The organism is Rhodococcus sp. NPDC058521 (assembly GCF_042719695.1).
Classification (GTDB): Bacteria; Actinomycetota; Actinomycetes; order Mycobacteriales; family Mycobacteriaceae; genus Rhodococcus_F.
Genome location: NZ_JBHXNL010000006.1, coordinates 224,373 through 247,856, shown reverse-complemented (window position 1 = coordinate 247,856; position 23,484 = coordinate 224,373). Strand labels below are relative to the sequence as shown.

Below are 23,484 nucleotides of genomic sequence, written 5' to 3'. Positions count from 1 at the left end.
CGGTTCAGTCACGTGGATCCTCCGGGTCGAGGCCGAGCAGTGGGAAGCAGGCGCGGCGACTTGCCATGATCGCGGCGTCGACGCGGGTGACTGCCCGGTCCTTTGCGGGGACACCGGTTTCGGGCGCTCCACCGGGACCGTCCCAGTGCGCGTACTCGACGTCTCCCCCGTCGCTCATCGTGTCGGGCATCTCCGCGCCGGGCACCACGGCACGCGCCTGTTCGACCCAATCGGACGGGATCCGGCGCCCTGGCTCCACATCACGATCGAGTGCGGCCGCTATCAAGTGGGTCCACGCCCGCGGCACTACGCGCGCCAGCCCGTAACCGCCTCCGCCGACCGCCAACCAGCGACCCTCCGCATATCTGTCCGCAAGATCACGCATCGCGAGAAACGCCGCACGCTGACCGTCAACGGTGAGTGACAGATCCGCCAGCGGATCCTCGCGATGACTGTCGACTCCGCACTGACTCACCACGATCTGTGGGCGAAACGCCGCGACTACCGCGGGGACCACGGCGTGAAATCCACGCAGCCACAGGCTGTCCTCCGTGCCCGGCAGAAACGGGAGGTTCACGGCTGTGCCTTCGGCAGCACCCTCGCCGACTTCGGAGACCCAACCCGTGTTGGGCCACAAGGTGGCCGGATGCTGATGCAACGACACCGTGAGAACCCTCGGATCGTGCAGGAATGCATGCTGAACGCCGTCGCCGTGATGAGCATCGACATCGACGTAGGCGATGCGATCGAAACCGTTGTCCAGCAACCACGAAATTGCGATGGCGACATCGTTGTAGACACAGAACCCCGATGCTCGGTCGGGCATTGCGTGGTGCATGCCTCCACCGATGCTCACGGCCCGTCGCGTTCGCCCCGAAGCTATCTCCTGGGCGGCCGCCAGGGAGCCACCTGCCAAAGTCGCGCCGGCCTCGTGCATCTGCGGAAAGACGGGATTGTCCTCGGTTCCGAGTCCATGGGGGGTGTCCACCTCGGTGACGCCCGGATGCCCGGAATGACCGGCCCGTTTCACCGCATCGATGTAGTCGGAGGTGTGGATACGCAACAATTCTGCGTCCGTCGCCGAGGCCGGGCGCAAGAGCTCGGTTCCGGTCAACACCCCCAAACTCTCCGCCAGCGCCATCGTGAGCTGGAGCCGCCCCGGATTCATCGGGTGCTCCGCGCTCCATCGATATCCGAGATAGTCGGTACTCCACACCACTACCCGGTCGGGCGGGGGCGTTGATTCGACCTGGGCGGGTCGGTACGACGCGGTCATGCGCTCACGCTACTGTCCGAGACGCCGGGGGGCGACCTACCCCACATTTTGCGGGAGTCACCACCGTTCGAACCCGAGCCCAGCAGCAGCGACACTCGTCTGCGCACGGTGAACACCGAGAACACGCCACGACCGGTAGACTCGCGTCAGACGAAGGGGTGTGAGTGTGAAGGATCTGGTCGACACCACGGAGATGTATCTCCGGACGATCTACGACCTGGAAGAAGAGGGCGTCGTGCCCCTCCGGGCCCGTATCGCAGAACGACTCGAGCAGAGCGGTCCCACGGTCAGCCAGACGGTGGCGCGAATGGAGCGCGACGGACTGCTCCAGGTGGCGGGAGACCGCCACCTCGAACTGACCGACAAGGGTCGCGAACTTGCCGTGTCCGTGATGCGTAAGCACCGACTCGCGGAGCGATTGCTCGTCGATGTCATCGGACTCAAGTGGGAAGAGGTTCACGCCGAGGCCTGCCGCTGGGAACACGTCATGAGCGAGGAAGTCGAACGGCGACTCGTCGAGGTTCTCAACAACCCGACGACATCGCCGTACGGCAACCCGATCCCGGGCCTCGACCAACTCGGACTCGCGCAGTCCACGGCACAGACCGAGACCCTCATCCGACTCACCGAGGTGCCCGCCGGCGGTCCCACCGCGGTTGTCGTCCGCCGTCTCGCCGAGCACGTTCAATCCGACCCGGAAATCATTGCTCAGCTGCGGGAGGCCGGTGTCGTACCCGACGCCCGCGTGACGGTGGAGACGAAGCCGGGCGTGGTCACGATCACCGTGCCCGGACACGATGCCGTCGACCTTCCCGAAGAAATGGCGCACGCCGTTCAGGTGAAGCGGGTTCAGGGATAACGGATGAAGCTCTTGGTCACCGGCGGTGCCGGTTATGTGGGTAGCGTCTGCGCCACGGTTGTCGTCGAGCGCGGACACGAGGTGACCGTGGTCGACAACCTGTCGACAGGAAACCGGGACGCCGTTCCTGCCGACGCGGAATTCATCGAAGGCGACATCGCCGAACTGGCAGAGTCGGTCCTCGGCTCGGCGGACGAACCCGCCGGGTTCGACGGAGTCCTTCATTTCGCAGCTCAGTCGCTCGTCGGCGAATCCGTCGAGAAGCCCGAGAAGTACTGGCAGGGAAACGTGGTGACCACGCTCCGGTTGCTCGAAGCGATCCGGGCTTCCGGGACCCCGCGGCTCGTGTTCTCCTCTACCGCCGCCACTTACGGCGAACCGGACAGCTCCCCCATCACCGAGGCGGACCCGACCCGACCCACCAATCCCTACGGTGCAACCAAACTTGCGATCGACCATGCGATTACGTCGTACTCGGTTGCGCACTCGTTGGCTGCCACGAGCCTTCGGTACTTCAACGTGGCCGGCGCATACAAGTCCGCCGGTGAGAACCGAGTGGTGGAAACGCATCTCATCCCCCTGGTTCTGCAGGTCGCACTGGGGCAACGCGACAAGATTTCGGTCTTCGGAACCGACTGGCCTACCTCGGACGGGACCGCGGTTCGTGACTACATTCACGTACTCGACCTTGCCGAGGCACATGTGCTGGCATTGGAGTCGTCGGCGCCCGGTAGGCATCGGATCTACAATCTCGGCAGCGGTGCAGGATTCAGTGTTCGACAGGTAATTTCGGCTTGCGAGCGGGTGACCGGTCTCCCCATTGCAGTCGAGGACGCACCCCGACGAGCTGGTGATCCGGCTGTCCTGATCGCTTCGAGCGATCGCGCCATTGCCGAATTGGGGTGGCAGCCGAACCACACGGACCTCGACGAGATCGTGTCGGATGCCTGGACCTATCTTCGGGAGCTCGGCGACCGATCGCACGCTGCACATCGTTGATCACCGATCGGTCGGTGTAGGTAGGTCGACGCCGAGTGCCGCAGCGCATTCGAATCCGACATCGGCTAGTTCACGAACGATCCCGGGTCGGATTCCGGACTGAAGTGCGACGTCGAGCATTCCCGCGAGGTTGTGCTCAGGATCGGCGTCGAGTGCCGACCCCAATGCGATTCCCGCGAGAGGCCCATCGCCGCGCACGTATGCACTGAAGCCCAGAAGCGCCGCGGGCGCAGATCGATGCGGTGCCGGTAGCTTCTTCGCCAGCAGAATCCACAATCGCTCTGCGTCATCGGCGAGGTCACCGACGGCGAGTGCGAGCAGGCAGTCGCGTACCGTCACATTCGCAAGCGCCAGAGCGAGTTGCGCACATTCGCCCGGTGCCGGAGTACCACCGGCACCGACCTTCCCGATATGAGCGAGTACGAAACGCAACTCTCTCCGATGCCCGCTGGCGGGATCACGCGGGTCCCCGGGGAGGTCGCGAGAACCGGTGGTGGAATCGAAGGCGGCATCGACCAGGTATCCGATATCGTCCGTTTCCCGCGACGGATCGACCGCAAGAATTTCCTCCAGTTCTTGTCGGGACGAACGGATCACGCGCCCACCCAACACCTGTGCCATCGCAACGCGGGATGCTCCCGGATCGGGCTGACGGCCACGGTCCCCGTCCGGCAACAAACTGAACCAGTCTTCGCCCTCCGAAATCTTGGCGGCGACGAACGCGTCGAGCAACTCGATCCCATGGAAATTCACGGCATCCTCTAGTGCTTCGACGACGGCCACGACCGCATCGCGACGGATCGCAGTTTCACTGGTGCCGTCGAAACGATCGTCGATGAACAGGATCAACACTCCGGATGCAGCTTCCCGAGCGGACACCGTCGCGAACTGGTCGACCGCCATCCTCATTTCGAGCGAAAGATCCGGAACCCCGTCGTCGAACACCAAGTCGTGACGCATCACCGCGCCGATCGTCGGCCTCGGATTGCCCGAAAGGCAGATGGCGATCACCGACCTTGTCGGCGTGAAGCCGAGGATCGCCGGCACGGATGCGATCAGTTCACCTGGCTCCGAAAGCTGAACAGTCGTATGAGGAATCCGCTGGAAAGGGCTCGATGAGTCGGACGCCGAGCCTCGGGAGAACGCCGAAGAAGTCATGAACGAACTGTGCACTGTCGTTCTGCCGCCACCTCGCCCAGAAGGTCGCTGAAAACTGGACTGGGGAAATACCGCATCAGTGTGTGCAATAGCCGAATTCACCTCGGCTGCAGGCGCGACGCTCATCGTCGTGTCGGTGGTGTGCGATAACCTTGTGTCGGACTCCTTGCAGGCAGTATGCCCGGGATGGCGTCAGGACTGTTTCACCTTCTGAACCGCAGCCGTGAATGCTTCGTCGAGGGGCGCCAGTTCGGGTTTGCCCGATCCGAACGACATGAGGGTGGCGGAAATGCGTACGTCCCCGACCTCCCCCATCAACGTCGTCATCGACTGAACAACCTCACCGCCTGACTCCCCGGATGCGACGGTTCGACGCAGCGCCAACGTGTCATCGGCATCGACAGGAGGCGGTGGCACGATGTCGGTCGTCACGGTCGACTTCGCCCCACTCGAGGTGACGGTGAAACTCGAGCAGTCTTCGGCTTGATCCTTCAATTCGCCGATGGTTGCCTGCGCCCTGGTCAACTCGACCGTGATCGTGGCGCGCGTGGCATTGTTCGTTCCCACTGCCATGGCTGTGCTGGTGGGCCCGTACTCCTGTTCGGGCGGAACACACCTCGCGGGTTCCACCTTCGCATTCTGAGGTACGCCGGTGAGGTCGGGCGCAGCCATGGACACCGCTTGTGGCGGTAGCACGACTGTGTCGAAGCCGCCGGGAAACTCCGACGGCTCGAGAAGAAGCTTGGACAGCTCCGTATCCGACGATCCCCCGGACGCGCGCTGGGCAGGCTGAGCCACCCCGGACACATCGCTTCCACACGATGTGAGAGCACCGACGGACAGCACGGCCGAGACACAGACTGCCGCAACCGCTCCGCGATCTCTCAACACCTTGCCCAAGCGAGTTCGCGCCACAATGCCTCCTGCCGTTCGGTGTCCTCGTGGTGCCGAGTGTCTCCCCGTGATCGTCAATGTCCCGTGGTCGTCAGTGTCCCCGGGAAATCCACTCTTCCAGGTGCGGCGACTCCGCGCCGATTCGGGTGGACGGCCCGTGTCCCGTGTGGACGACCGTGTCTCCCGGGAGTGCGAGAAGACGATGGCGAATCGAGTCGATGATGGTCGGGAAGTCCGAATACGAGCGGCCCGTGGCGCCGGGTCCGCCCTCGAATAGAGTGTCGCCGCTGAACAGTTCACCGGCTTCCGGAAGGTACAAACACACCGACCCCGGTGAGTGACCGGGCGTATGAACCACCTGAATATCCGTTCCAGCCACCGAAATCCGCTGCCCCTCGTCCAGCCCATGGTGTTCGACATCGGGATGCGTGCTGCGCCACAGCATGTCGTCACCCGAGTGCAGAAGTATCGGCGCATCCAGTACCTGCGACAGTTCCGGAGCCACGGTCACATGGTCGTCGTGGCCGTGAGTGCACACGATTGCTCGCACGGCGCGCCCCGCAACGGCGTCGACGATCGGTTGGGCAGTGTGCGCGGCGTCCACGATCACGACCTCGTCGTCGTCACCGACGATCCACACGTTGTTGTCCACGTCCCAGGTGCCGCCGTCGAGGCTGAACGTCCCGGAAGTGACCACGTGGTCGATGCGCAGCGTCACAGGACCACCACCGATCGGAGAACCTTGCCCTCTCCCATGGTCGTGAAGGCAGCTTCGACTTCGTCGAGTCCGATTCGCTCGGTGACGAACTTGTCGAGCGGGAGCCTCCCCTGCTGGTACAGATCGACCAACATCGGAAAGTCCCGCTCGGGCAGGCAGTCGCCGTACCACGACGACTTGAGCGAACCACCGTGACTGAAGAAATCGATCAGCGGCATGTCGAGTTTCATGTCGAGGGTCGGGACTCCGACCAGCACGACCGTGCCGGCCAGGTCTCGCGCGTAGAAGGACTGCTTCCATGTTTCGGGACGCCCGACCGCGTCGATGACCACGTCCGCACCGAATCCGCCGGTGAGTTCCTGCACGGCCTCTACGACGTCACCCTTCGTCGCGTCGACGGTATGCGTGGCGCCGAGTTCAGTCGCCCATTCGAGCTTTCCGGCATCGGTGTCCACGGCGATGATCTTCGCCGCACCGGCCAGCCTGGCTCCGGCGATCGCGGCGTCGCCGACTCCACCGCACCCGATGACGGCTACGGAATCGCCGCGCCCGACGTTTCCGGTGTTCATCGCTGCACCGAGTCCGGCCATGACGCCGCATCCGAGCAGGCCGGCGACGGCGGGGTCGGCGTCGGGTGCCACCTTGGTGCACTGTCCCTGGTGCACGAGCGTCTTCTCGGCGAAGGCACCGATTCCCAATGCAGGAGTCAGTTCGGTTCCGTCCTCGAGCGTCATCTTCTGGGTCGCATTGAACGTGTCGAAGCAGTACTGGGGCCTACCGCGCTTGCAGGCACGGCAGTTTCCACAGACCGCACGCCAGTTGAGAACCACGAAATCGCCCACTTCCACGTGGTCGACACCGGGGCCGATCTTCTCCACCACGCCCGCAGCTTCGTGTCCGAGCAGGAATGGAAACTCGTCGTTGATGCCACCTTCACGGTAGTGCAGGTCTGTGTGGCACACACCGCACGCCGCGATGTCGACGACGACTTCTCCGGGACCGGGGTCGGGAACGACCACGGTTTCGATCGTGACAGGCTCCCCTTTCGCCTTCGCGACCACTCCTCGAACACTCTGCGACATGATTACCTCCGCCGTTCAGTCGTCCTGCGAACCGGGCCCCACGTCCACGGTGGGCCATGCTCGGCTCTGCCGTTCACCGGCGCCCCCACCCTGCCACAATCCATCGCTACCGACGCATATGTCGGTCGGTGTCTCCGAACTGTTCGTCTGCTCTCGGCGAACACGAATCGGGCGGTCCACGGGAATTATCGGCACGGCGTTCGACGTTTGGACGAACGTACCCACCAGTAGCAAGCGACACCGAACTTTCGATCAGGTGACCGTGTGGGGGACACTGAGAGCAGACACGCACAGATAGGGGCCTGCGATGACCGAGCAGTCGAAGATGTACGAGCTGGAGTTTCCGGCACCGCAGCTGTCCTCTGCCGACGGGCTGGGCCCCGTGCTCGTCCACGGCCTCGAAGGATTCTCGGACGCAGGGCACGCCGTGCGCCTCGCCACCAAGCATCTACGTGACAGTCTCGAAAGCGAGCTCGTGGCCTCGTTCGCAGTCGACGAACTGATCGACTACCGTTCGCGGCGGCCGACCATGACCTTCAAGTCGGACCACTTCTCGGACTACGAGCAGCCCGAACTGAATCTGTACGCACTGAAGGATACGAACGGAACCCCCTTCCTTCTCCTCGCAGGACTCGAACCCGACCTGCGGTGGGAACGGTTCACCACTGCCGTGCGACTGCTCGCCGAGCAACTGGACGTCCGCCGCACGATCGGTTTGAGTGCCATTCCGATGGCGGTGCCGCACACCCGTCCGCTCGGACTGACCGCTCACTCGACGAACAAGGATCTGATCCAGGAACAGCATCGCTGGGCCGGCGAACTTCAGATCCCCGGCAGCGCCTCCTCCCTGATCGAGCTCAGGATGGCGCAGCACGGACACGATTCGATCGGCTATTCGGTCCATGTACCGCACTACCTGGCGCAGACGGACTTTCCGTCGGCGGCCGAAACTCTCCTCGAGAACGTCGCGGAGATAGGCGACCTCGAACTTCCGCTGAGCGCACTGGGCGCGGCGGCCGCGCGGGTTCGCGAGCAGATCGACGAGCACATCGCGGGTAACGAAGAAGTCGAGTCCGTCGTCCAGGCCCTCGAGCGCCAGTACGACGCTTTCGTGACCGCACAGGAGCAGAAGTCGACCCTTCTGGCGCGAGAAGAGGATTTGCCCAGCGGAGACGAGCTGGGCGCCGAGTTCGAGCGTTTCCTGGCCGAGCACGCACGCGACGACGGCCCCGACGACACGCACTGATTCGGCACGACGCCATGAAACGACCACGCTATGAACGCCAACGATAAGGAACTCGAAACGTGACGTTCACCCACGAGCGAACGACCGTCATGAATGTCGCTTAACCTGGTGCTGTCCACTATCAGGAGCCCTGACAGGAGGCGCGATGAGCACAACCCGCTTTCGTCAGCTCAGACCGGTGCCCGACGAAGAAGCACGGATGGCTTTTCGCACCATTCACGGGTATCGGCGTGCTTTCCGGATCGCAGGCGAGGGTCCCGCCCTCCTCCTGATACACGGAATCGGTGACAACTCCTCCACGTGGTCCGAGGTGATTCCTCATCTCGCGAAACACCACACGGTGATTGCTCCGGATCTCCTGGGCCACGGCCGTTCGGACAAGCCACGCGCGGACTATTCGGTGGCGGCGTACGCCAACGGCGTACGCGATCTTCTCACCACGCTGGGGATCGACCGTGTCACGGTTGTCGGTCACTCGCTGGGCGGCGGGGTTGCGATGCAGTTCGCGTATCAGTACCCCCAGCTGGTCGAACGACTCATTCTCGTATCGGCGGGCGGTGTCACGAAGGATGTCCATCCCCTGCTGAGGATGGCGGCCGTTCCCGTGCTCAACGAAGCCATGAAGCTTCTTCGTGTACCCGGCGTGATGCCGGGTCTGCGCACCGCCAGCAGCGTGCTGAGCCGGCTCGACGGAGCACCGTTGCTCCCGGGTGCACTGTTCCACGACACGGCCGACCTCGTTCGTATCCTCGGCGATCTACCCGACCCGACTGCACACGCCGCATATCTTCGTACGCTGCGCGCCGTGGTCGACTGGCGCGGCCAGGTCGTCACCATGCTCGATCGCTGTTACATGACCGAGGACATGCCCGTCCAGATCATCTGGGGTGATCGGGACGTCGTGATTCCGGTCGCCCATGCCCATCTCGCGCACGCCGCGATGCCCAGTTCGCGTATCGAGATCTTCCACGGCTCGGGACACTTTCCGTTCCGCGACGAGCCGATGCGGTTCCTGGAAGTTGTCGAGAACTTTCTCGACTCCACCAAGCCTTCCGAGTTCGACGAGCACCGCTGGCGCCAGATGCTGCTCGGCGGCGTCGGCGAGGCCGCGATCAGCGGGAGCGCAAGCACCCGCATGGCGGTCCTCGATGCAATGGGCTCCGACGAACGCAGCGCGACCTGATCCCACGCCTTCGGTCCGGGGCATTCGGGACGCAGCCGTCGGCGGGCTAGCCTGTATCGGTGCTGCTTCCCGATCTTCTGCCCGACGACGCCGACCCGGATTCCGTGTTCGACGCCTTCACCACCTGGACGACGGAACGTGGCATTTCGCTGTATCCGGCTCAGGAAGAGGCGGTGATGGAGCTCGTGTCGGGTGCCAACGTCATTCTCGCCACGCCCACTGGTTCCGGAAAATCGATGGTGGCCATCGGCGCGCACGCCTACGCGATGGCGGCCGGCAAGCGCACGTTCTACACCGCACCCATCAAGGCACTGGTGAGTGAGAAATTCTTCGCCCTCTGTGAGGTGTTCGGCGCGGACAACGTCGGAATGATGACTGGCGATGCAGCCGTCAACTCACGTGCACCGATCGTCTGCGCAACCGCCGAGATCGTCGCGAACCTGGCATTGCGTGAGGGCGCCGACTCGGATATCGGCCAGGTGGTGATGGACGAGTTCCACTTCTACTCGGAACCCGATCGTGGTTGGGCTTGGCAGGTGCCGATCATCGAGTTGCCGAACGCCCAGTTCCTCCTCATGTCAGCGACGCTCGGCGACGTGAGCTTCTTCTCGGAGGACCTCACTCTCCGCACCGGACGACCAACGAAGGTGGTCGCCGGAACCGAACGTCCTGTGCCACTGATGTTCTCCTACGCGACGACGCCCGTCGGTGAAACCATCGAAGAGTTGGTGACCACCAACCAGGCTCCCGTCTACGTCGTGCACTTCACGCAGGCGGCAGCGCTCGAACGCGCGCAGGCACTTACGAGCGTCAATTTCTGTTCCCGCGCAGAGAAGGACGCCATCGCAGAGGCCCTCGGCGGATTTCGTTTCACCACCGGGTTCGGTAAAACCCTGTCCCGCCTGATTCGGCACGGCATCGGCGTCCATCACGCGGGCATGCTCCCCAAGTATCGCCGACTGGTCGAGCGACTCGCGCAGGACGGTCTTCTGAAAGTCATCTGCGGCACGGACACCCTCGGAGTGGGCATCAACGTGCCAATCAGGACCGTTCTCTTGACGGGACTCACCAAATTCGACGGGACACGGACCCGGCACTTGCGAGCCCGCGAATTTCACCAGATCGCGGGTCGCGCAGGCAGGGCCGGCTACGACACTCTCGGCACCGTCGTCGTTCAAGCACCCGAGCACGAGGTGGAGAACATTCGTGCACTGGCGAAAGCCGGCGACGATCCGAAGAAGCGACGGAAGGTCCAACGCAAGAAGGCTCCGGACGGCTTCGTGTCCTGGGGCGAACCCACTTTCGATCGTTTGGTCGCCGCGTCACCCGAACCCTTGGTCTCGCGCTTCGACGTGAGCAACTCGATGCTGCTGAACGTGATCGCCCGCCCGGGCAACTGCTTCCAATCGATGCGACACCTGCTCGAGGACAACCACGAGACCCGGCCCGCGCAGCGCAAACACATCTTGAAGGCATTGTCGCTGTATCGCGGCCTCGTGGGCGCCGGGATAGTCCAGCGTCTGGACAAACCGGACGAGGACGGTCGGATGGCACGCCTGACGGTGGAACTTCAGCGTGACTTCGCCCTGAATCAGCCGCTCTCGCCGTTCGCGCTGGCAGCACTCGAGCTTCTCGACGTCGAATCCGATTCCTACGCACTGGATGTGGTGTCCGTCATCGAGTCGACGTTGGACGATCCACGACAGATCCTGATGGCCCAGCAACACGCTGCCCGTGGCGAGGCGGTGAGCCAGATGAAGGCCGACGGAATCGAGTACGACGAACGAATGGAGCTACTCGAGGAGGTCACTTGGCCGAAGCCGCTGAGCGACCTTCTCTTTCCTGCTTTCGAGATGTACCGCGAAGGTCACCCCTGGATCTCCGAGTTCGCGCTCTCCCCCAAGTCCGTGGTGCGCGACATGGTCGAGAAGGCCATGACGTTCTCGGAACTGGTCTCGCATTACGGGCTTGCCCGGTCGGAGGGACTCGTCCTGCGCTACCTCGCCGATGCGTACAGGGCACTGCGCCAGACGGTTCCCGCCGAAGCTCGAACCGAGGAGCTCGAGGACCTCACCGAGTGGCTGGGCGAGTTGATTCGCCAGGTCGACTCGAGCCTGCTCGACGAATGGGAATCCCTGACCGATCCCGGTACCGAGTCGGACGAGCAACAACTCGCCTTCGGCGCCGACACCCCGAAGCCCATCTCGGCCAACACGAGGGCTTTCCGGGTCATGATTCGGAATGCGATGTTCCGACGAGTCGAACTCGCCTCGAGGCGACGGTGGGCCGAACTCGAGGGACTCGACGACGGAATCGACGCGGACGAATGGGAGGAACAGCTGGAGCCGTACTTCGAGGAGTACGCCACGATCGGAACCGGTCCGTCGGCACGCGGGCCGCAACTGTTCCAGGTCTCGCCCGACGCGGAATTCTGGCGCGTACGACAGGTACTCGAAGACCCTGATGGTGACCACGGCTGGGCTCTCGTCGCCGTCGTCGACCTGCCGGAATCCGATGCGGCCGGCGAGGTCGTGTTCGACGAGTTGTCGATCGTCGAAGGCTAGTTATCGTGTCCTGACCGTTCGAGCCGACGGAGCAGCGCGAGGGACAGGAAAGTGATCGGACCTCGGTCCTCGAACTGATCACCGACGTTGCCGGCGTCCCCACCTTCGACCGCGAGCCTCCCGTTCAGGTCGAGTTTGCGCTGCGCCGCGCCCTCGGCGAGATCGAGGTCGGCGAGGTCGACCCACACGATGTTGGGACGTGTGGTCGACTCGAACACGAGCCGTTTGTTCGTCAGATCCGTGACCGTCTGCCAGATCGTCTGGGACGCGTCGGGCTTTCCCGGGTCCGGAATGCGGAATGGCTGCGCGGCGTTGCGGATCACGCTGAACATGCTTGCGATGGCGTCGATTCCGTCGGTCGGTGTCGGTAGCCGACTCGAGTAGTAGGCCGCTCTGGCGAATCGGTGTTCCGCCTCGGTGTCTCCCGGGAGCGGTTGATCGCCACCCAGTCCTTGCCAGCGACCGAGGAGCTGGATCTGACGGTCGTAGGTGGGCGAGTTCGTCATCACTCGGTAGGAGGCGTCGTGATAGACGCGCGGCCCTCCGTCGATGTACTCGATGATCGCGGAGTCACCGCCCGCGTCGTCGAGCGCGAGATGGATGGTGGGCGGGCTGCCACCCGTGGGATCGGACATCTGCACAACCTGCACTTCGGTCTGCGCGATCCAGTCCACGGCTTCCGCGACCGTGGCGAAGTTGTCGAGGAAGTATTGCAGCCAGATCGCTTGACTCAGAGCGGGCCGTGTCTCGTCCGGCTCGCCGTAGGTCGACTCGGCAAGCCACAACACGTGGCCCGCGAGTCCCGCTTCGTTGAGGCCGTCGACGGAGATCAGGTCGAACGCCGTCACGATGACACTGCCGTACTTCGATGTCCAGGTCAGTCGCCCGGCGACGCCGTCGTCGCGCTCGATACCGCGGGGTTGGCTCCACAGATTCGTCATGAGATCTTTGTGGAAGTCCATGTTGCGGCCGACGAGCACCGCGCCGCCCGCATCAGGCCAGATCACTCGCGTGCACATCGTCGATCACCGCTCTCCGCCACCTGCTATGGGACGTGGTCGCCGCTGTCAACTCTCGCCGTCAACTCTATTGGCTCCACGAGTGGTCCGGCAGCAACTTCGACAAGCCGAGAGCAGCTATGAACGACGACGGGGCTGGTTGCGCCGCTCCGCGTTCTTCTCCTTGATGCGCACCTTCTCCTGCCGCACGGCGGCCTGCGTTGCCCGCTCCTGCTGCAACCATTCCGGTCGATCCCCAAGCAGTGCGTCGATCTGCTCGGTCGTCAGGGGTTCGGTGACGCCGCCACGTGCGAGGCCTGCAATGGACACTCCCAGCTTGGCGGCGACGACCGGTCGCGGGTGCGGCCCCTTGGCGCGTAGTTGGGTCAGCCACCCCGGTGGGTCGCTCTGCAGCTGTGCGAGCTCGGCCCGCGAAACGGAACCTTCCCGAAACTCCGCAGGTGTGGCTTCGAGATACACACCCAGCTTCTTGGCCGCAGTAGCGGACTTCATCGTCTGGGTGCTCTTGGGCTGACTCATGTGGTCAAGGATAACGATGCTGCGTGCCGTCTCCGACCGTGCCGGTACCCTGACGACGTGACCGACGCGGCTGAGACCACCCCGTTTCGACTTGCGTACGTGCCGGGTGTGACGCCCAGCAAGTGGGTCCGCATATGGAACGAGCGCATCACGGATGTGCCGCTCGAACTCGTCACGGTTGCCGCCGCGGAGGCGACGACCCGTCTGCGCGACGGATCGGCCGACGCAGGACTCGTGCGGCTCACCGACCGGGACCCGAACCTCAGCGCCATTCCGCTGTACACGGAAGTGACCGTCGTGGTCGTACCGAAGGACCACGTCTTCTGCGCGGCGGACGAGATCGGCGTCGCGGATCTGTCGGACGAGATCGTCCTGTCACCGCTGGACGACTGCCTCAGCTGGTCTTCGCCACCCGGAAAGCCTGCTGTCGACAGGCCTGCCTCCACCGGCGACGCGGTCGAACTCGTTGCAGCCGGCATCGGAGTGCTCGTGGTCCCCCAATCGCTGGCTCGCCTGCATCATCGCAAGGATCTCACCTATCGCCCGGTCGTCGGTGCGCCCGAGTCGCGAATCGCTCTGTCGTGGCGCGAGGACCACACGACCGAACTTGTCGAGGAGTTCATCGGCATCGTTCGTGGACGAACGGTCAACAGCTCGCGCGGACGGAAGTCTTCGGAGCAGCAGCCCACCAAGACGAAGCCGGCTCGAAAGAAGCCGGACAAGCCTGCCCGCAATGCCGCGAAGCGAACCCCTGCGCCGAGGCGTAGCAGCAGAAGTCGCCCGCGAGGGCGGCGCTGACGGATCGACCGCAGGTCGACTATCGCGGCGGTGCTGCGGCCGAAATCAGCTCGGCCAGCTGGGCGTAGCCCTCGGAATGCGCACTCGAGGAACGAAACACCAGACCGATGGTTCGCCCCGGCTTCGGATCCGCGAACGTGGCCGTCGCCAAGGGACCTCGGCCGGTCTCCACGGCGACAGCCGACTCCGGCACGAGCGTGACTCCGAGATCACCGGCGACACACTGCACCACGGTCGACAACGATGTCGCTCGGGTATCGCCCGCCACGTTCGGGTGCGCGTCGGCAGACCGGCACAGGTCCAGCGTCTGATCGCGGAGGCAGTGCCCTTCGTCGAGCAGGAGCAGCGGCAGTTCGTCGAGCGATCGGGGTGATACCCCCTCGGCGCCGGCAAGCGAATGAGACGCGGGCACGACCAGTACGAAAGATTCTGTATAGAGCGGGATCTCGACCAGGCCCGCCGCCTCGGACGGCAGGGCCAGGACAGCGACGTCGAGTGAGCCCTCCCGGAGTGCGGCAAGGAGCCTTGCCGTCTGGTCTTCCACGACTTGTGGGACGAGGGTGGGCATCTCGGAACGCAGCGCCGGCAGCAGCGACGGCAGCACGTACGGCGCCACGGTCGGGATCAGTCCGATCCGCAGCGGACCGGACAAGCGGTCCCCGACGCCCGCTGCTGCGGCGACGAAACCTTCCGCCGCATCCAGTGTCACCTTGGCCTGACCGAGCAGCCGCTCCCCCGCTCTCGTCACGAGAACCCGCCGTGTGCTTCGCTCGATCAGCGACACCCCGAGACCTGTTTCCAGTGACGCCAATGCCTGCGACAGTGTGGGTTGACTCACACCCAAACGTCCTGCGGCGGTACCGAAATGCCTGCATTCGGCGATGGCGACGAACGCACGCAGCTGTGAGAGTGTCGGCTGATAAGTCTGATCAGACATACCTATCAGTATAGTGGCATCCATCGCCTTTACCTTTTGCGAGCCGTGATGCAGAATGGACTCACACCAGAAAACGCAGCTCGGTCGTTCATTCGACCCGATCCGTTCCGGTTGACCACACTCAAAGAAGCCGCACTTCGTGCGGTCTCGCGCGTTCACGGATGTTCACAAGACAAGCAGGAGGACGAGAGGCACATGGCTCTGCTCACGATCGGCGACCAGTTCCCCGCATACAACCTGACGGCAGTTATCGGGGGTGACCTCTCCAAGGTCGACGCCCAGCAGCCCGACGACTACTTCACCACCATCACGAGCGACGACCATGCAGGCAAGTGGCGCATCGTCTTCTTCTGGCCGAAGGACTTCACCTTCGTATGCCCCACCGAGATCGCGGCGTTCGGCAAGCTCAACGAAGAGTTCGCCGATCGCGACGCACAGGTGCTGGGCGCTTCCGTCGACAACGAGTTCGTCCACTTCCAGTGGCGTGCCCAGCACGAGGACCTGAAGACCCTCCCGTTCCCCATGCTCTCCGACCTCAAGCGTGAACTGGTCGAGGCGACGGGCGTCCTCAACGCCGACGGCGTTGCCGACCGCGCGACCTTCATCATCGACCCGAACAACGAGGTCCAGTTCGTCTCCGTCACCGCAGGTTCGGTCGGCCGCAACGTCGAAGAGGTGCTGCGCGTTCTCGACGCACTGCAGTCCGACGAGCTGTGCGCATGCAACTGGAAGAAGGGCGACCCGACCATCGACGCAGGCGAACTGCTGAACGCGAGCGTGTAATCCATGACTGTCGAGAACCTGAAGAACTCACTCCCCGAGTACGCCAAGGACCTCAAGCTCAACCTGAGTTCGCTCGCACGCACCACCGTGCTGAACGAGCAGCAGCTGTGGGGCACCCTGCTCGCCACAGCTGCGGCGAGCAAGTCGGCGACGACGCTGAAGGAGATTTCCGAGGAAGCCGCCGACACGCTGTCGGCCGAGGCGTACAACGCCGCCCTCGGTGCCGCCTCGATCATGGGTATGAACAACGTGTTCTACCGCACGAAGGGGTACCTCGGCGGAAAGTACGACGACCTGCGGGCCGGACTGCGGATGAACATCATCGGCAACCCGGGCGTCGAGAAGGCCGACTTCGAACTGTGGTCGCTTGCAGTCTCCGCAGTCAACGGCTGTAACCACTGCCTGGAGGCTCACGAGGACACCCTCCGCAAGGAAGGCGTCGAGCGAGAGGTCATCTTCGAAGCCATCCGTGCCGCCTCCATCGTGGCCGGCGTGGCCCAGGCCGTCGAGACCAGTCGCACGCTGGACGGCACGACCGTCTGATCCGTTTCACATCGAGAAGGGGCACCCACATTCGGTGGGTGCCCCTTCTCGTGTCAGGCGGGGAACGTGAATGCCACGGTGCGCTCTGCGGCATCGGCGGCGGCGAGGCGCACTTTGGCCTGCTCACCTTCTCTCGGAGTCCCCGAACATTTCGCGATCACCATCACCGAAGGCACGAACACCTCGGCAGCGCGCTTCTTTTCGGACGCCCGCAGAACCGTCGCCTCGAACACCTCACCGACGCGATCCGACAGCATGACCGCCTCGGTGAGATCGATGCAGGCCCGCTCGACCTTGTTCGAGACCGAATCCGAGATGGACATGATCTTCGGTAGCGCCGGAAGGGCTTCGCGAACCCAGTCCGGCACCTCGCCGCCCGCCCCGACGGCGAGACAGATCTCGGTCGCGAAGCGATCCGACAGTCGCCGTAGCGGGGCTGTGACGTGTGCGTACGGTGCACCGATCGCCGAGTGAACGGATTCTTCGGGCTCTGTCCCTTCGAAGGCCGCGTAATCGGCCCCTCGCAGAAGTGTCGGTGCCTCGCTCATGAGAGCAAGCGTCGTCGTCTCGTTGGGATCGAGCCCGGCGAGAACTTCCCCGGCGCCCTTGCCCTCCGGCCATGCGATACCGAGGGCGAGCGCGGTGTGGCGTAGTGCGGTGAGTGCGCTGTCCTCGGCAGGCGGCAGGGTCCGCAACAGCCCGACACCGGCATCGAGCATCATTCGCGCGGCGCACATTCCGGTCAGCAGCGACACCTCGGCATTCCAGTCGTCGGCCTCGGTGCGGGGCGCGGGGACGATCCGCCACGACGCGGCACCGTCGACGCCTGCCTCGACCTTCACCACATCTTGCTCGGGCAGCTTCAATTCGATTGCGCCGCGGGTGATCGCAGCTGCCATGCGACGCTTGCCGAACTCCGGCAGCGCCGCGATCGAGGGATGCAGTCGCCCGGAGTCGGCATCGGATTGAACGGTGGCGTAGTCCAGCCTCGCCACGGACCGAACGAGCGCCCTCGTGACCGACCACGCCACCGGTTCGGCGCGTGAATCCAACTCGACACGCCACAGAACCGCGGGGCGCTTCCGATCCGGTAGCAAGCTGGGGGAATCCTCCGACAACTCGCGCGGGTGCAGGGGAACCGATCCATCCGGCAGATAGTACGTCTGACCTCGCCGACGAGTCTCGGTGTCGAGAGCGCCGCCCGGTACAACCACTGCGGCGACGTCCGCAATGGCGTAGTTCACGACGAAGCCGCGGTCGGTGCGCTCGAGATGCACGGCCTGGTCCAGATCCATCGATCCGGGTGGGTCGATGGTCACCAACGCGAGGTCGGTGCGATCCTCACGCTCGTCGGCACAACGGTCCGAGGCCGAGCGTGCTTCGTCGATTGCCTCCGACGAGAAATCCTCGACCAGATCGAATTCGGTGCGAATCGATTCGAAATCGATATCCCGCGCAACAACGCGACTCAGCGGCACGCTTTCCCCTCCCTTTCCGATCGCCCCACGGCGAACCGGTCAGTTCTTCCAATCGTCGTCTTCGCGATCGGCTTCCTTGTTGCGTTCCGCCGCTATCCGAAGCGCGTTCTCGGCGGATGCCCGGTCAGGGTACGGGCCCATGCGAGACATCGACGAGGCAGCTTTACCCTGTGCCACCGAGCCGTCGTCGACGTTGTAGTACCAGAGGTCGTCTTCATCGCTCATGTCGACCAGTCTTCCACCAAAACGCGTCGCGTCGGTGCAAGCGCGAAACTTCGCCCGGTCAGCTCCGGTTGTGAAAGAACCTCGACTGTTATCCTCTGAGTGCCCGCACAGAGAATGGAGCAAGCATGTCCACGATCATCTTCGATCAGCTACTTCCCTACCTCGGCGCTGACGCCGCCTCGTACTGGGCCCAGGTTCTGATGGTCAACCCCGTCTGACGGAGACCACACGACAAAGCCCCCGCCGATTCGGCGGGGGCTTTGTCGTGGGCGGACGAGTCGGCGTGTAAGCCGGATCCTGTCCCCGGCGCTCACGCACCGGGTGGCGACCATCCATCTGGGCACACCGTCGCCGGGTACCTCGAGCGGTTCACCCGCAGGCTCGGGCGAGCAGCCCTCGATCACCTGCGCAATCGCACTCGTGACGAATGCGATCTTCAACCTTGCTCCGGGCGGGGTTTACCTAGCCACCCCGGTCACCCGGGGTGCTGGTGCGCTCTTACCGCACCGTTTCACCCTGACCTGCCCCGAAGGGCAGGCGGTCTGATTTCTGTGGCACTGTCCCGCGAGTCACCTCGGGTTGCCGTTAACAACCGCCCTGCTCTGTGGAGTCCGGACTTTCCTCGATCCGGGGCCTGAACACGTCACCGAAGCGAGTGTCGGTTCCCCGAGCCGCGGCCGCCCAGCCAACTCGTCCGCCAGCACAGCGTACTCGGCGGCGGTGCGGGCAACTGCACGCAGGTGACACACCGGGGACACGATCACCACGCGGCTCGTAGGCTTGGTGCGTGCCGATGAGCCTTCCCTCCCGCCTGACGCGGAATCACCTGCCACGGACGCCGATGCCACGCCTGGATTACGTCCACGGCGCACCTGGCGACGCCGACCTGGTGATCGTTGCACACGGCGGGCAGGAGAACTCATATGCCCGAGCTCATGCGCATCGCCCCGCGGCGCTGCGCATGTGGCCGTTCGTTCGGGCCGCTCACCGCGGTGCGCCGGGCGCCGCTGTCGCCCTGGTGCGCTATCGGTATCGAGGATGGAACGGCGACAGTTCCCATCCACTCGAAGATCTTCGGGCGGTCCTCGACGCGCTACCCACTTCCGTACGGCGGATCGTCCTGGTCGGACATTCGATGGGTGGTCGCACCGTCGTACAGTGCGCCGACGACGCGCGGGTGTCGGGAGTACTCGCACTCGCGCCGTGGCTACCGGACACCGATCCGACACCCGTTCCCGCCCGTCCGACGGAATCGTTGATCGTCACGGCTCACGGCACACACGACAGCGTGACCAGCCCGCGTGCGACATCGAAGTTCGTCCGCCGACTTCGCGAATCCGGCGTCCCGGCAGCCGAATTCCTCGTCCACGACGACGGTCACCCGCTGCTGGAGCGCCACGGCGACTGGGACGAACTGGTTCGCCGGTTCGTTGCCACTGCGGCCGACACGGACCCGGAGCCTGTTCTGCTGGGCGCCCGCACCGCCGACCCCGCTCACGAACCCGACGCACTACCGTCCTGGAGCGCCGAACGGGGAACGGCTCGAGCTGCGTTGTCGATTGCCCGTACTCGACTGAAGCTGTCGGACCGACGGTCTATCGTCTGAGAATGACCCGCTACACCGCACTCCTGCGAGGCATCAATGTCGGCGGTATCAACATCAAGATGGCCGACCTGCGTAACGTCTTCTCGGAGCTGGGTTTCACCGAGGTTCGAACGGTACTCGCCTCGGGCAACGTGCTCTTCGAAGCGGCCGCATCCGACACTCGACAGTTGAAAGCAACCATCGAACATGCGCTGTCGGAGCGCTTCGGATACGACGCGTGGGTGTTCGTATTCGAGCTTTCCGTGATCCGCGAGGTCGTGGCTGCGTATCCGTTCGATCCCGATCGCGAAGGTTGGCACGCGTACGTGGTGTTCGTGGATGGGAGCGAGCCTCTTGCGACCCTCCTCGAAGGGGCAGAGAACCTGGACCCGGCCTCGGAACGGGTCCAACTCGGCGACGGTGTCGTGTACTGGGAAGTCGAACGTGGACACACTCTCTCGAGCCGGTTCGGGAAGGCATCGGGCAAGGCGAAATTCAAGGCAGTGACCACCACCCGAAATATCCGTACACTTCAGAAGCTCCTGAAATGATCTGCCGTTGACGGTCCTCGCCGTCGGTCTCGTCTCACCCGAACGTGCGTGGTCCGAAATCTCCGAACTGGCACCGACGGTCGCGTTCCTCGTCGCCATCCTGGTACTGGGGCACCTTGCGGATGCGATGGGCGTGTTCGCCTGGTTGACGGAGGTGCTCGGCCGCCGATCCGCTGGTTCACGGCAGCGCCTGTTGACCTGGTGTTCGTGGTTGCCGCCGCGACAACGGCGATTCTCAGTCTCGACGCGACCATCGTTCTGCTCACCCCGGCCGTGATCCCAGCGGCGTGATCGGCCCGTACGAAAGTCGAGACACACTCCTACGCCGCAGCGCACCTGGCCAACAGCGCGTCCACGCTGCTGCCGGTGTCCAACCTCACCAACCTCACCAACCTCATCGCCTTCTCGGCGACGGGCCTCGGCTTCACTCGATTGGCCGCCCTGATGGCGTTGCCGTGGATCGTCACGATCGTCGTGGCGTATGCCGCTATTCGATTGTTCTTCCACCGTGCACTCTCTGCGCGACCTGCACTCACTGCACCGATCCGAGCCGTGCAGCAGAAGCCTGTGCCGTCGTTCGCGCTCGTCGTCATCGCCGCGACCCCCATCGAGTTCGGTCTCAGCGGTGTCGTGGGCGTCTCGCCGTTCTGGCCGGCCCTGGCGGGCGCCCCGGTTCTGGCGGTCCAGGCTCTCCGCGACGGTCGCACCGCGTTGCGGCGAATCTCCTATGCCGCCGACCTGTGGTTCTGCGGTTTCGTTCTCTTGCTGGGTGTGGTGGTTGCGGGGCTCGCGGACGGCCCCGTCGGATCCACGATCGCGAGCGTTCTCCCGTCCGACGTCGGTTTCCCGTCACTGCTCACGGTCGGCGTGGTGGCCGCCCTCGCCTCGAACCTGATCAACAACCTCCCGGCCACCCTGCTACTACTGGCCGCTCTCGGACCCGACGCTCCCCCAGCTCTCGTTCTCGCCCTCCTCATCGGAGTCGACCTCGGGCCGAACCTCACTTGTGTGGGTACCCTCGCGACGATGTTGTGGCGGCGTGTGACCGCACGATCGGGAGCACCGGCAGACCTACGCACCTACCACACTGCTCGGCCTGACGACGATCCCACTCACGCTGATTGCCGCGATCACCGCGCTGTGGGGAGTGGTGTGATCGCTGGATCAGGCAGATGCGAGGTGTCGTTGACGAGTCGTACCGACGCTCCACCGTCACGGTAGAACTCCGCGATGCTCAGCGAAGCCAGGTCCAGGTGCAACCGGTACAGAAGCGCCGGTCCCGCATCCAGAGCCAGTTGAAGCAGTGTCTTGATGGGGGTGACGTGAGTGACGACCAGAATCGTGCGACCGGAGTAGGTGCTGACGAGCTCGTCACGAACGTCGACGATGCGGGCACGAACCTCGTCGAAACTCTCACCTCCGGGCGGCCGGACGGAGGTGTCCGACAACCATTTCCGGTGATCCTCGGGGTACTGCTGGGCGGCCTCGCGGAAGGTGAGACCTTCCCACCTGCCGAAGTCGGTCTCGGTCAATCCGTCGTGCACGACGACGGGAAGACCCAGTGCGTCGGCGACCGCACCGGCCGTCTGCCGTGCCCGCCCCAGGGGCGAAGTCACGACGGCATCGATGTCATCGCGGGCACTCAAGCGCGCGGCCGCTCCCCTGGCTTGCGCCCGACCGAGGTCGGTGAGGTCCGGGTTGCCACGTCCGGAGTATCGGCGCTCCACCGACAACGGCGTCTGACCGTGACGGAGGAGCAACATCCGGGTAGGTGTTCCGACCTCGCCCATCCACCCGGGAGAAGTGGGAGGCGTCTTCGAAGCGGTTGCGTCCTCGACTGCGCCGGGTACCGCGTCGATGTCCGAATCACGGTCCATCGCCTTGTTGGCCAGCCGGTCCGCATGTGCGTTCTCCGCGCGCGGAATCCACGTATAGGTGACCTGATCGAACCCGGATGCCAGCTCGGCGGCACGGCGCTGCAGCGGAATCATGTCCGGGTGTTTCACCTTCCAGCGGCCGGACATCTGTTCCACGACCAACTTGGAATCCATGCGAACCGCCACGTCGACGGCCCCGAGTTCGGCCGCCGCACTCAAACCGGCCACCAGGCCCCGGTACTCCGCGACGTTGTTCGTCGCGACACCGAGACTCTCCATTCGCTCTGCGAGGACCCGGTGGTCTTCGGCGTCGAAGACCACCGCACCGTAACCGGCCGGACCCGGATTACCTCGTGATCCGCCGTCGGCCTCGACGATCACCCGGGTCGAACTCACAGACCGGACTCCTTGGTGCGCACCAGGATCGCGCCGCACTCCGAGCATCGAACGACGACCTCCGGAGCCGTGCCCGCGATGCGCGCGATTTCACCGCGATCGAGTTCGATCCGGCATGCACCGCAGCGCCGGGCCTGCAGCAGAGCCGCGCCGATCCCGTTGGATGCCCGCTGACGTTCGTACACGGCGGAGAGGTCCTCCGGGACCCCCTCCGCCAATCGCGCGCGATCTGCGCTGCGAGCCTGCTCGGTGGAGTCCAGGTCGGCGAGCGCATCGTCTCGGCGGCGCCGCGCGTCGATCAGTTCGTCTTCGATCTGCGACAGCTGAGCTCCCGCATGCTCGTGATCCGCTTGCGAGGCCTCACGCCGTTCCATCACCTCGAGGAGCTCGTCCTCGAGCAGACTCTGTCGTCGCACGAGGCTGCCGAGCTCGTGCTCGAGTTCCGTCAACTGCTTGGCACCGACGGTTCCGCTCTCGAGCAGCTTCCGATCTCGGTCCTCGCGTTGGCGCACCGCGTCCACTTCGCTTTCGAGCTTGCGAATGTCTCGGTCCAGATCGTCCAACACGATCTCCACGGCCACGGCTGCATCCTTGCGAGTGACCCGCTCGGCGTCGAGCGTGTCGACTTCCTGCTGTTCCGGAAGCGTCTTGCGCCGATGTCCGATCCTCGACAGCTCCGCATCGACGCCGGCGAGTTCGAGAAGCTTGGACTGCACCTGTGGTTCGACGTTCACGCGTGGTAACTCCTGCTGTCTGCTGTTGAGGTCGTGGGCCGTAAGGCGGTTCCTGCAACC

Annotated in this window: 24 protein-coding genes and 1 other RNA gene; 12 read left to right on the top strand and 13 right to left on the bottom strand. The window is 64.4% G+C overall.

The genetic code is table 11. The features are described from left to right. Positions 1-4 precede the first annotated feature (4 nt). On the bottom strand, positions 5-1,276 hold the full coding sequence (locus ACFWO3_RS12680; protein ID WP_378577784.1) for an acetoin utilization protein AcuC: 1,272 nt from the start codon (positions 1,274-1,276) through the stop codon (positions 5-7). A 166-nt stretch (positions 1,277-1,442) separates the two neighbouring features. Between ACFWO3_RS12680 and ACFWO3_RS12675 the strand changes: the two genes are divergently transcribed. Beyond that, entirely contained in the window at positions 1,443-2,135 is a 693-nt protein-coding gene (locus tag ACFWO3_RS12675) for an iron dependent repressor, metal binding and dimerization domain protein (protein WP_378577878.1), read from the top strand. A 3-nt stretch (positions 2,136-2,138) separates the two neighbouring features. Then, a complete protein-coding gene (gene galE, locus ACFWO3_RS12670; protein WP_378577782.1) occupies positions 2,139-3,134 on the top strand; it encodes a UDP-glucose 4-epimerase GalE in 996 nt (331 codons plus the stop codon). Here galE and ACFWO3_RS12665 read toward each other — a convergent pair whose 3' ends face one another. From ACFWO3_RS12665 to ACFWO3_RS12650, 4 genes are all read right to left on the bottom strand, one after another. Beyond that, positions 3,135-4,292: a DUF4192 domain-containing protein gene (locus tag ACFWO3_RS12665; RefSeq protein WP_378577780.1), complete on the bottom strand. Its 1,158-nt coding sequence runs from the start codon at positions 4,290-4,292 to the stop codon at positions 3,135-3,137. A gap of 192 nt (positions 4,293-4,484) precedes the next feature. Then, positions 4,485-5,180, bottom strand: a complete 696-nt coding sequence (locus ACFWO3_RS12660) for a DUF5642 family protein (protein WP_378577876.1) — start codon at positions 5,178-5,180, stop codon at positions 4,485-4,487. Positions 5,181-5,277: 97 nt separating this feature from the next. Further along, positions 5,278-5,904: an MBL fold metallo-hydrolase gene (locus ACFWO3_RS12655; protein WP_378577778.1), complete on the bottom strand. Its 627-nt coding sequence runs from the start codon at positions 5,902-5,904 to the stop codon at positions 5,278-5,280. Beyond that, positions 5,901-6,986: an S-(hydroxymethyl)mycothiol dehydrogenase gene (locus ACFWO3_RS12650; protein WP_378577776.1), complete on the bottom strand. Its 1,086-nt coding sequence runs from the start codon at positions 6,984-6,986 to the stop codon at positions 5,901-5,903. Before ACFWO3_RS12650 ends, ACFWO3_RS12655 begins: the two co-directional genes overlap by 4 nt. A gap of 307 nt (positions 6,987-7,293) precedes the next feature. Between ACFWO3_RS12650 and ACFWO3_RS12645 the strand changes: the two genes are divergently transcribed. The 3 genes from ACFWO3_RS12645 to ACFWO3_RS12635 all read left to right on the top strand — a co-directional run bounded on the left by ACFWO3_RS12645 (position 7,294) and on the right by ACFWO3_RS12635 (position 11,979). Next, the gene (locus ACFWO3_RS12645) at positions 7,294-8,232 is read left to right on the top strand and encodes a proteasome assembly chaperone family protein (RefSeq protein ID WP_378577774.1); all 939 of its coding nucleotides are present in this window, start codon (positions 7,294-7,296) and stop codon (positions 8,230-8,232) included. A gap of 145 nt (positions 8,233-8,377) precedes the next feature. Further along, positions 8,378-9,415 carry an alpha/beta fold hydrolase gene (locus tag ACFWO3_RS12640; RefSeq protein WP_378577772.1) on the top strand — a complete coding sequence of 346 codons (1,038 nt, stop codon included), beginning with the start codon at positions 8,378-8,380 and terminating at the stop codon, positions 9,413-9,415. A gap of 59 nt (positions 9,416-9,474) precedes the next feature. Beyond that, the gene (locus ACFWO3_RS12635; protein ID WP_378577770.1) at positions 9,475-11,979 is read left to right on the top strand and encodes a DEAD/DEAH box helicase; all 2,505 of its coding nucleotides are present in this window, start codon (positions 9,475-9,477) and stop codon (positions 11,977-11,979) included. On the opposite strand, the gene ACFWO3_RS12630 is transcribed toward ACFWO3_RS12635, so the two are convergent. Together ACFWO3_RS12630 and ACFWO3_RS12625 are read right to left on the bottom strand one after the other, a co-directional pair. Then, positions 11,976-12,998 (bottom strand): linear amide C-N hydrolase, encoded by a 1,023-nt coding sequence (locus ACFWO3_RS12630; RefSeq protein ID WP_378577768.1) that lies wholly within the window; start codon positions 12,996-12,998, stop codon positions 11,976-11,978. The genes ACFWO3_RS12635 and ACFWO3_RS12630 overlap by 4 nt on opposite strands. A 117-nt stretch (positions 12,999-13,115) precedes the next feature. Further along, positions 13,116-13,517: a DUF5997 family protein gene (locus tag ACFWO3_RS12625; RefSeq protein ID WP_378577766.1), complete on the bottom strand. Its 402-nt coding sequence runs from the start codon at positions 13,515-13,517 to the stop codon at positions 13,116-13,118. A gap of 57 nt (positions 13,518-13,574) precedes the next feature. Between ACFWO3_RS12625 and ACFWO3_RS12620 the strand changes: the two genes are divergently transcribed. Further along, positions 13,575-14,315, top strand: a complete 741-nt coding sequence (locus ACFWO3_RS12620; protein WP_378577764.1) for a LysR family substrate-binding domain-containing protein — start codon at positions 13,575-13,577, stop codon at positions 14,313-14,315. 19 nt (positions 14,316-14,334) lie between these two features. Here the strand turns inward: ACFWO3_RS12620 and ACFWO3_RS12615 are convergent, their stop codons facing one another. Beyond that, on the bottom strand, positions 14,335-15,252 hold the full coding sequence (locus tag ACFWO3_RS12615; RefSeq protein WP_378577762.1) for a hydrogen peroxide-inducible genes activator: 918 nt from the start codon (positions 15,250-15,252) through the stop codon (positions 14,335-14,337). Between the two features lie 195 nt (positions 15,253-15,447). On the opposite strand from ACFWO3_RS12615, the gene ACFWO3_RS12610 reads away from it, so the two are divergent. Beyond that, entirely contained in the window at positions 15,448-16,035 is a 588-nt protein-coding gene (locus tag ACFWO3_RS12610) for a peroxiredoxin (RefSeq protein WP_378577760.1), read from the top strand. A gap of 3 nt (positions 16,036-16,038) precedes the next feature. After that, on the top strand, positions 16,039-16,578 hold the full coding sequence (locus tag ACFWO3_RS12605) for a carboxymuconolactone decarboxylase family protein (protein ID WP_378577758.1): 540 nt from the start codon (positions 16,039-16,041) through the stop codon (positions 16,576-16,578). A 53-nt stretch (positions 16,579-16,631) separates the two neighbouring features. Here the strand turns inward: ACFWO3_RS12605 and ACFWO3_RS12600 are convergent, their stop codons facing one another. The 3 genes from ACFWO3_RS12600 to rnpB all read right to left on the bottom strand — a co-directional run bounded on the left by ACFWO3_RS12600 (position 16,632) and on the right by rnpB (position 18,974). Then, positions 16,632-18,050 carry an RNB domain-containing ribonuclease gene (locus ACFWO3_RS12600; RefSeq protein WP_378577874.1) on the bottom strand — a complete coding sequence of 473 codons (1,419 nt, stop codon included), beginning with the start codon at positions 18,048-18,050 and terminating at the stop codon, positions 16,632-16,634. Positions 18,051-18,095: 45 nt separating this feature from the next. After that, the gene (locus ACFWO3_RS12595) at positions 18,096-18,281 is read right to left on the bottom strand and encodes a hypothetical protein (RefSeq protein WP_378577756.1); all 186 of its coding nucleotides are present in this window, start codon (positions 18,279-18,281) and stop codon (positions 18,096-18,098) included. 270 nt (positions 18,282-18,551) lie between these two features. Further along, positions 18,552-18,974: RNase P RNA component class A (gene rnpB / locus ACFWO3_RS12590), an RNA gene on the bottom strand. Positions 18,975-19,074: 100 nt separating this feature from the next. On the opposite strand from rnpB, the gene ACFWO3_RS12585 reads away from it, so the two are divergent. From ACFWO3_RS12585 to ACFWO3_RS12570, 4 genes are all read left to right on the top strand, one after another. Continuing rightward, positions 19,075-19,887, top strand: a complete 813-nt coding sequence (locus tag ACFWO3_RS12585; protein ID WP_378577754.1) for an alpha/beta hydrolase — start codon at positions 19,075-19,077, stop codon at positions 19,885-19,887. Between the two features lie 2 nt (positions 19,888-19,889). Further along, on the top strand, positions 19,890-20,417 hold the full coding sequence (locus ACFWO3_RS12580; protein WP_378577752.1) for a DUF1697 domain-containing protein: 528 nt from the start codon (positions 19,890-19,892) through the stop codon (positions 20,415-20,417). A gap of 7 nt (positions 20,418-20,424) precedes the next feature. Beyond that, positions 20,425-20,694, top strand: coding sequence for a hypothetical protein (locus tag ACFWO3_RS12575; protein ID WP_378577750.1), 270 nt, complete (start codon positions 20,425-20,427; stop codon positions 20,692-20,694). 89 nt (positions 20,695-20,783) lie between these two features. Next, positions 20,784-21,638, top strand: a complete 855-nt coding sequence (locus ACFWO3_RS12570) for an ArsB/NhaD family transporter (RefSeq protein ID WP_378577748.1) — start codon at positions 20,784-20,786, stop codon at positions 21,636-21,638. Here the strand turns inward: ACFWO3_RS12570 and ACFWO3_RS12565 are convergent. Together ACFWO3_RS12565 and ACFWO3_RS12560 are read right to left on the bottom strand one after the other, a co-directional pair. Continuing rightward, positions 21,548-22,690 carry a bifunctional RNase H/acid phosphatase gene (locus ACFWO3_RS12565; RefSeq protein ID WP_378577746.1) on the bottom strand — a complete coding sequence of 381 codons (1,143 nt, stop codon included), beginning with the start codon at positions 22,688-22,690 and terminating at the stop codon, positions 21,548-21,550. The two genes, ACFWO3_RS12570 and ACFWO3_RS12565, sit on opposite strands and share 91 nt — an antisense overlap. Continuing rightward, complete coding sequence (locus ACFWO3_RS12560; protein WP_378577744.1) at positions 22,687-23,424, bottom strand: zinc ribbon domain-containing protein; 738 nt, start codon at positions 23,422-23,424, stop codon at positions 22,687-22,689. Before ACFWO3_RS12560 ends, ACFWO3_RS12565 begins: the two co-directional genes overlap by 4 nt. Positions 23,425-23,484: the final 60 nt, after the last annotated feature.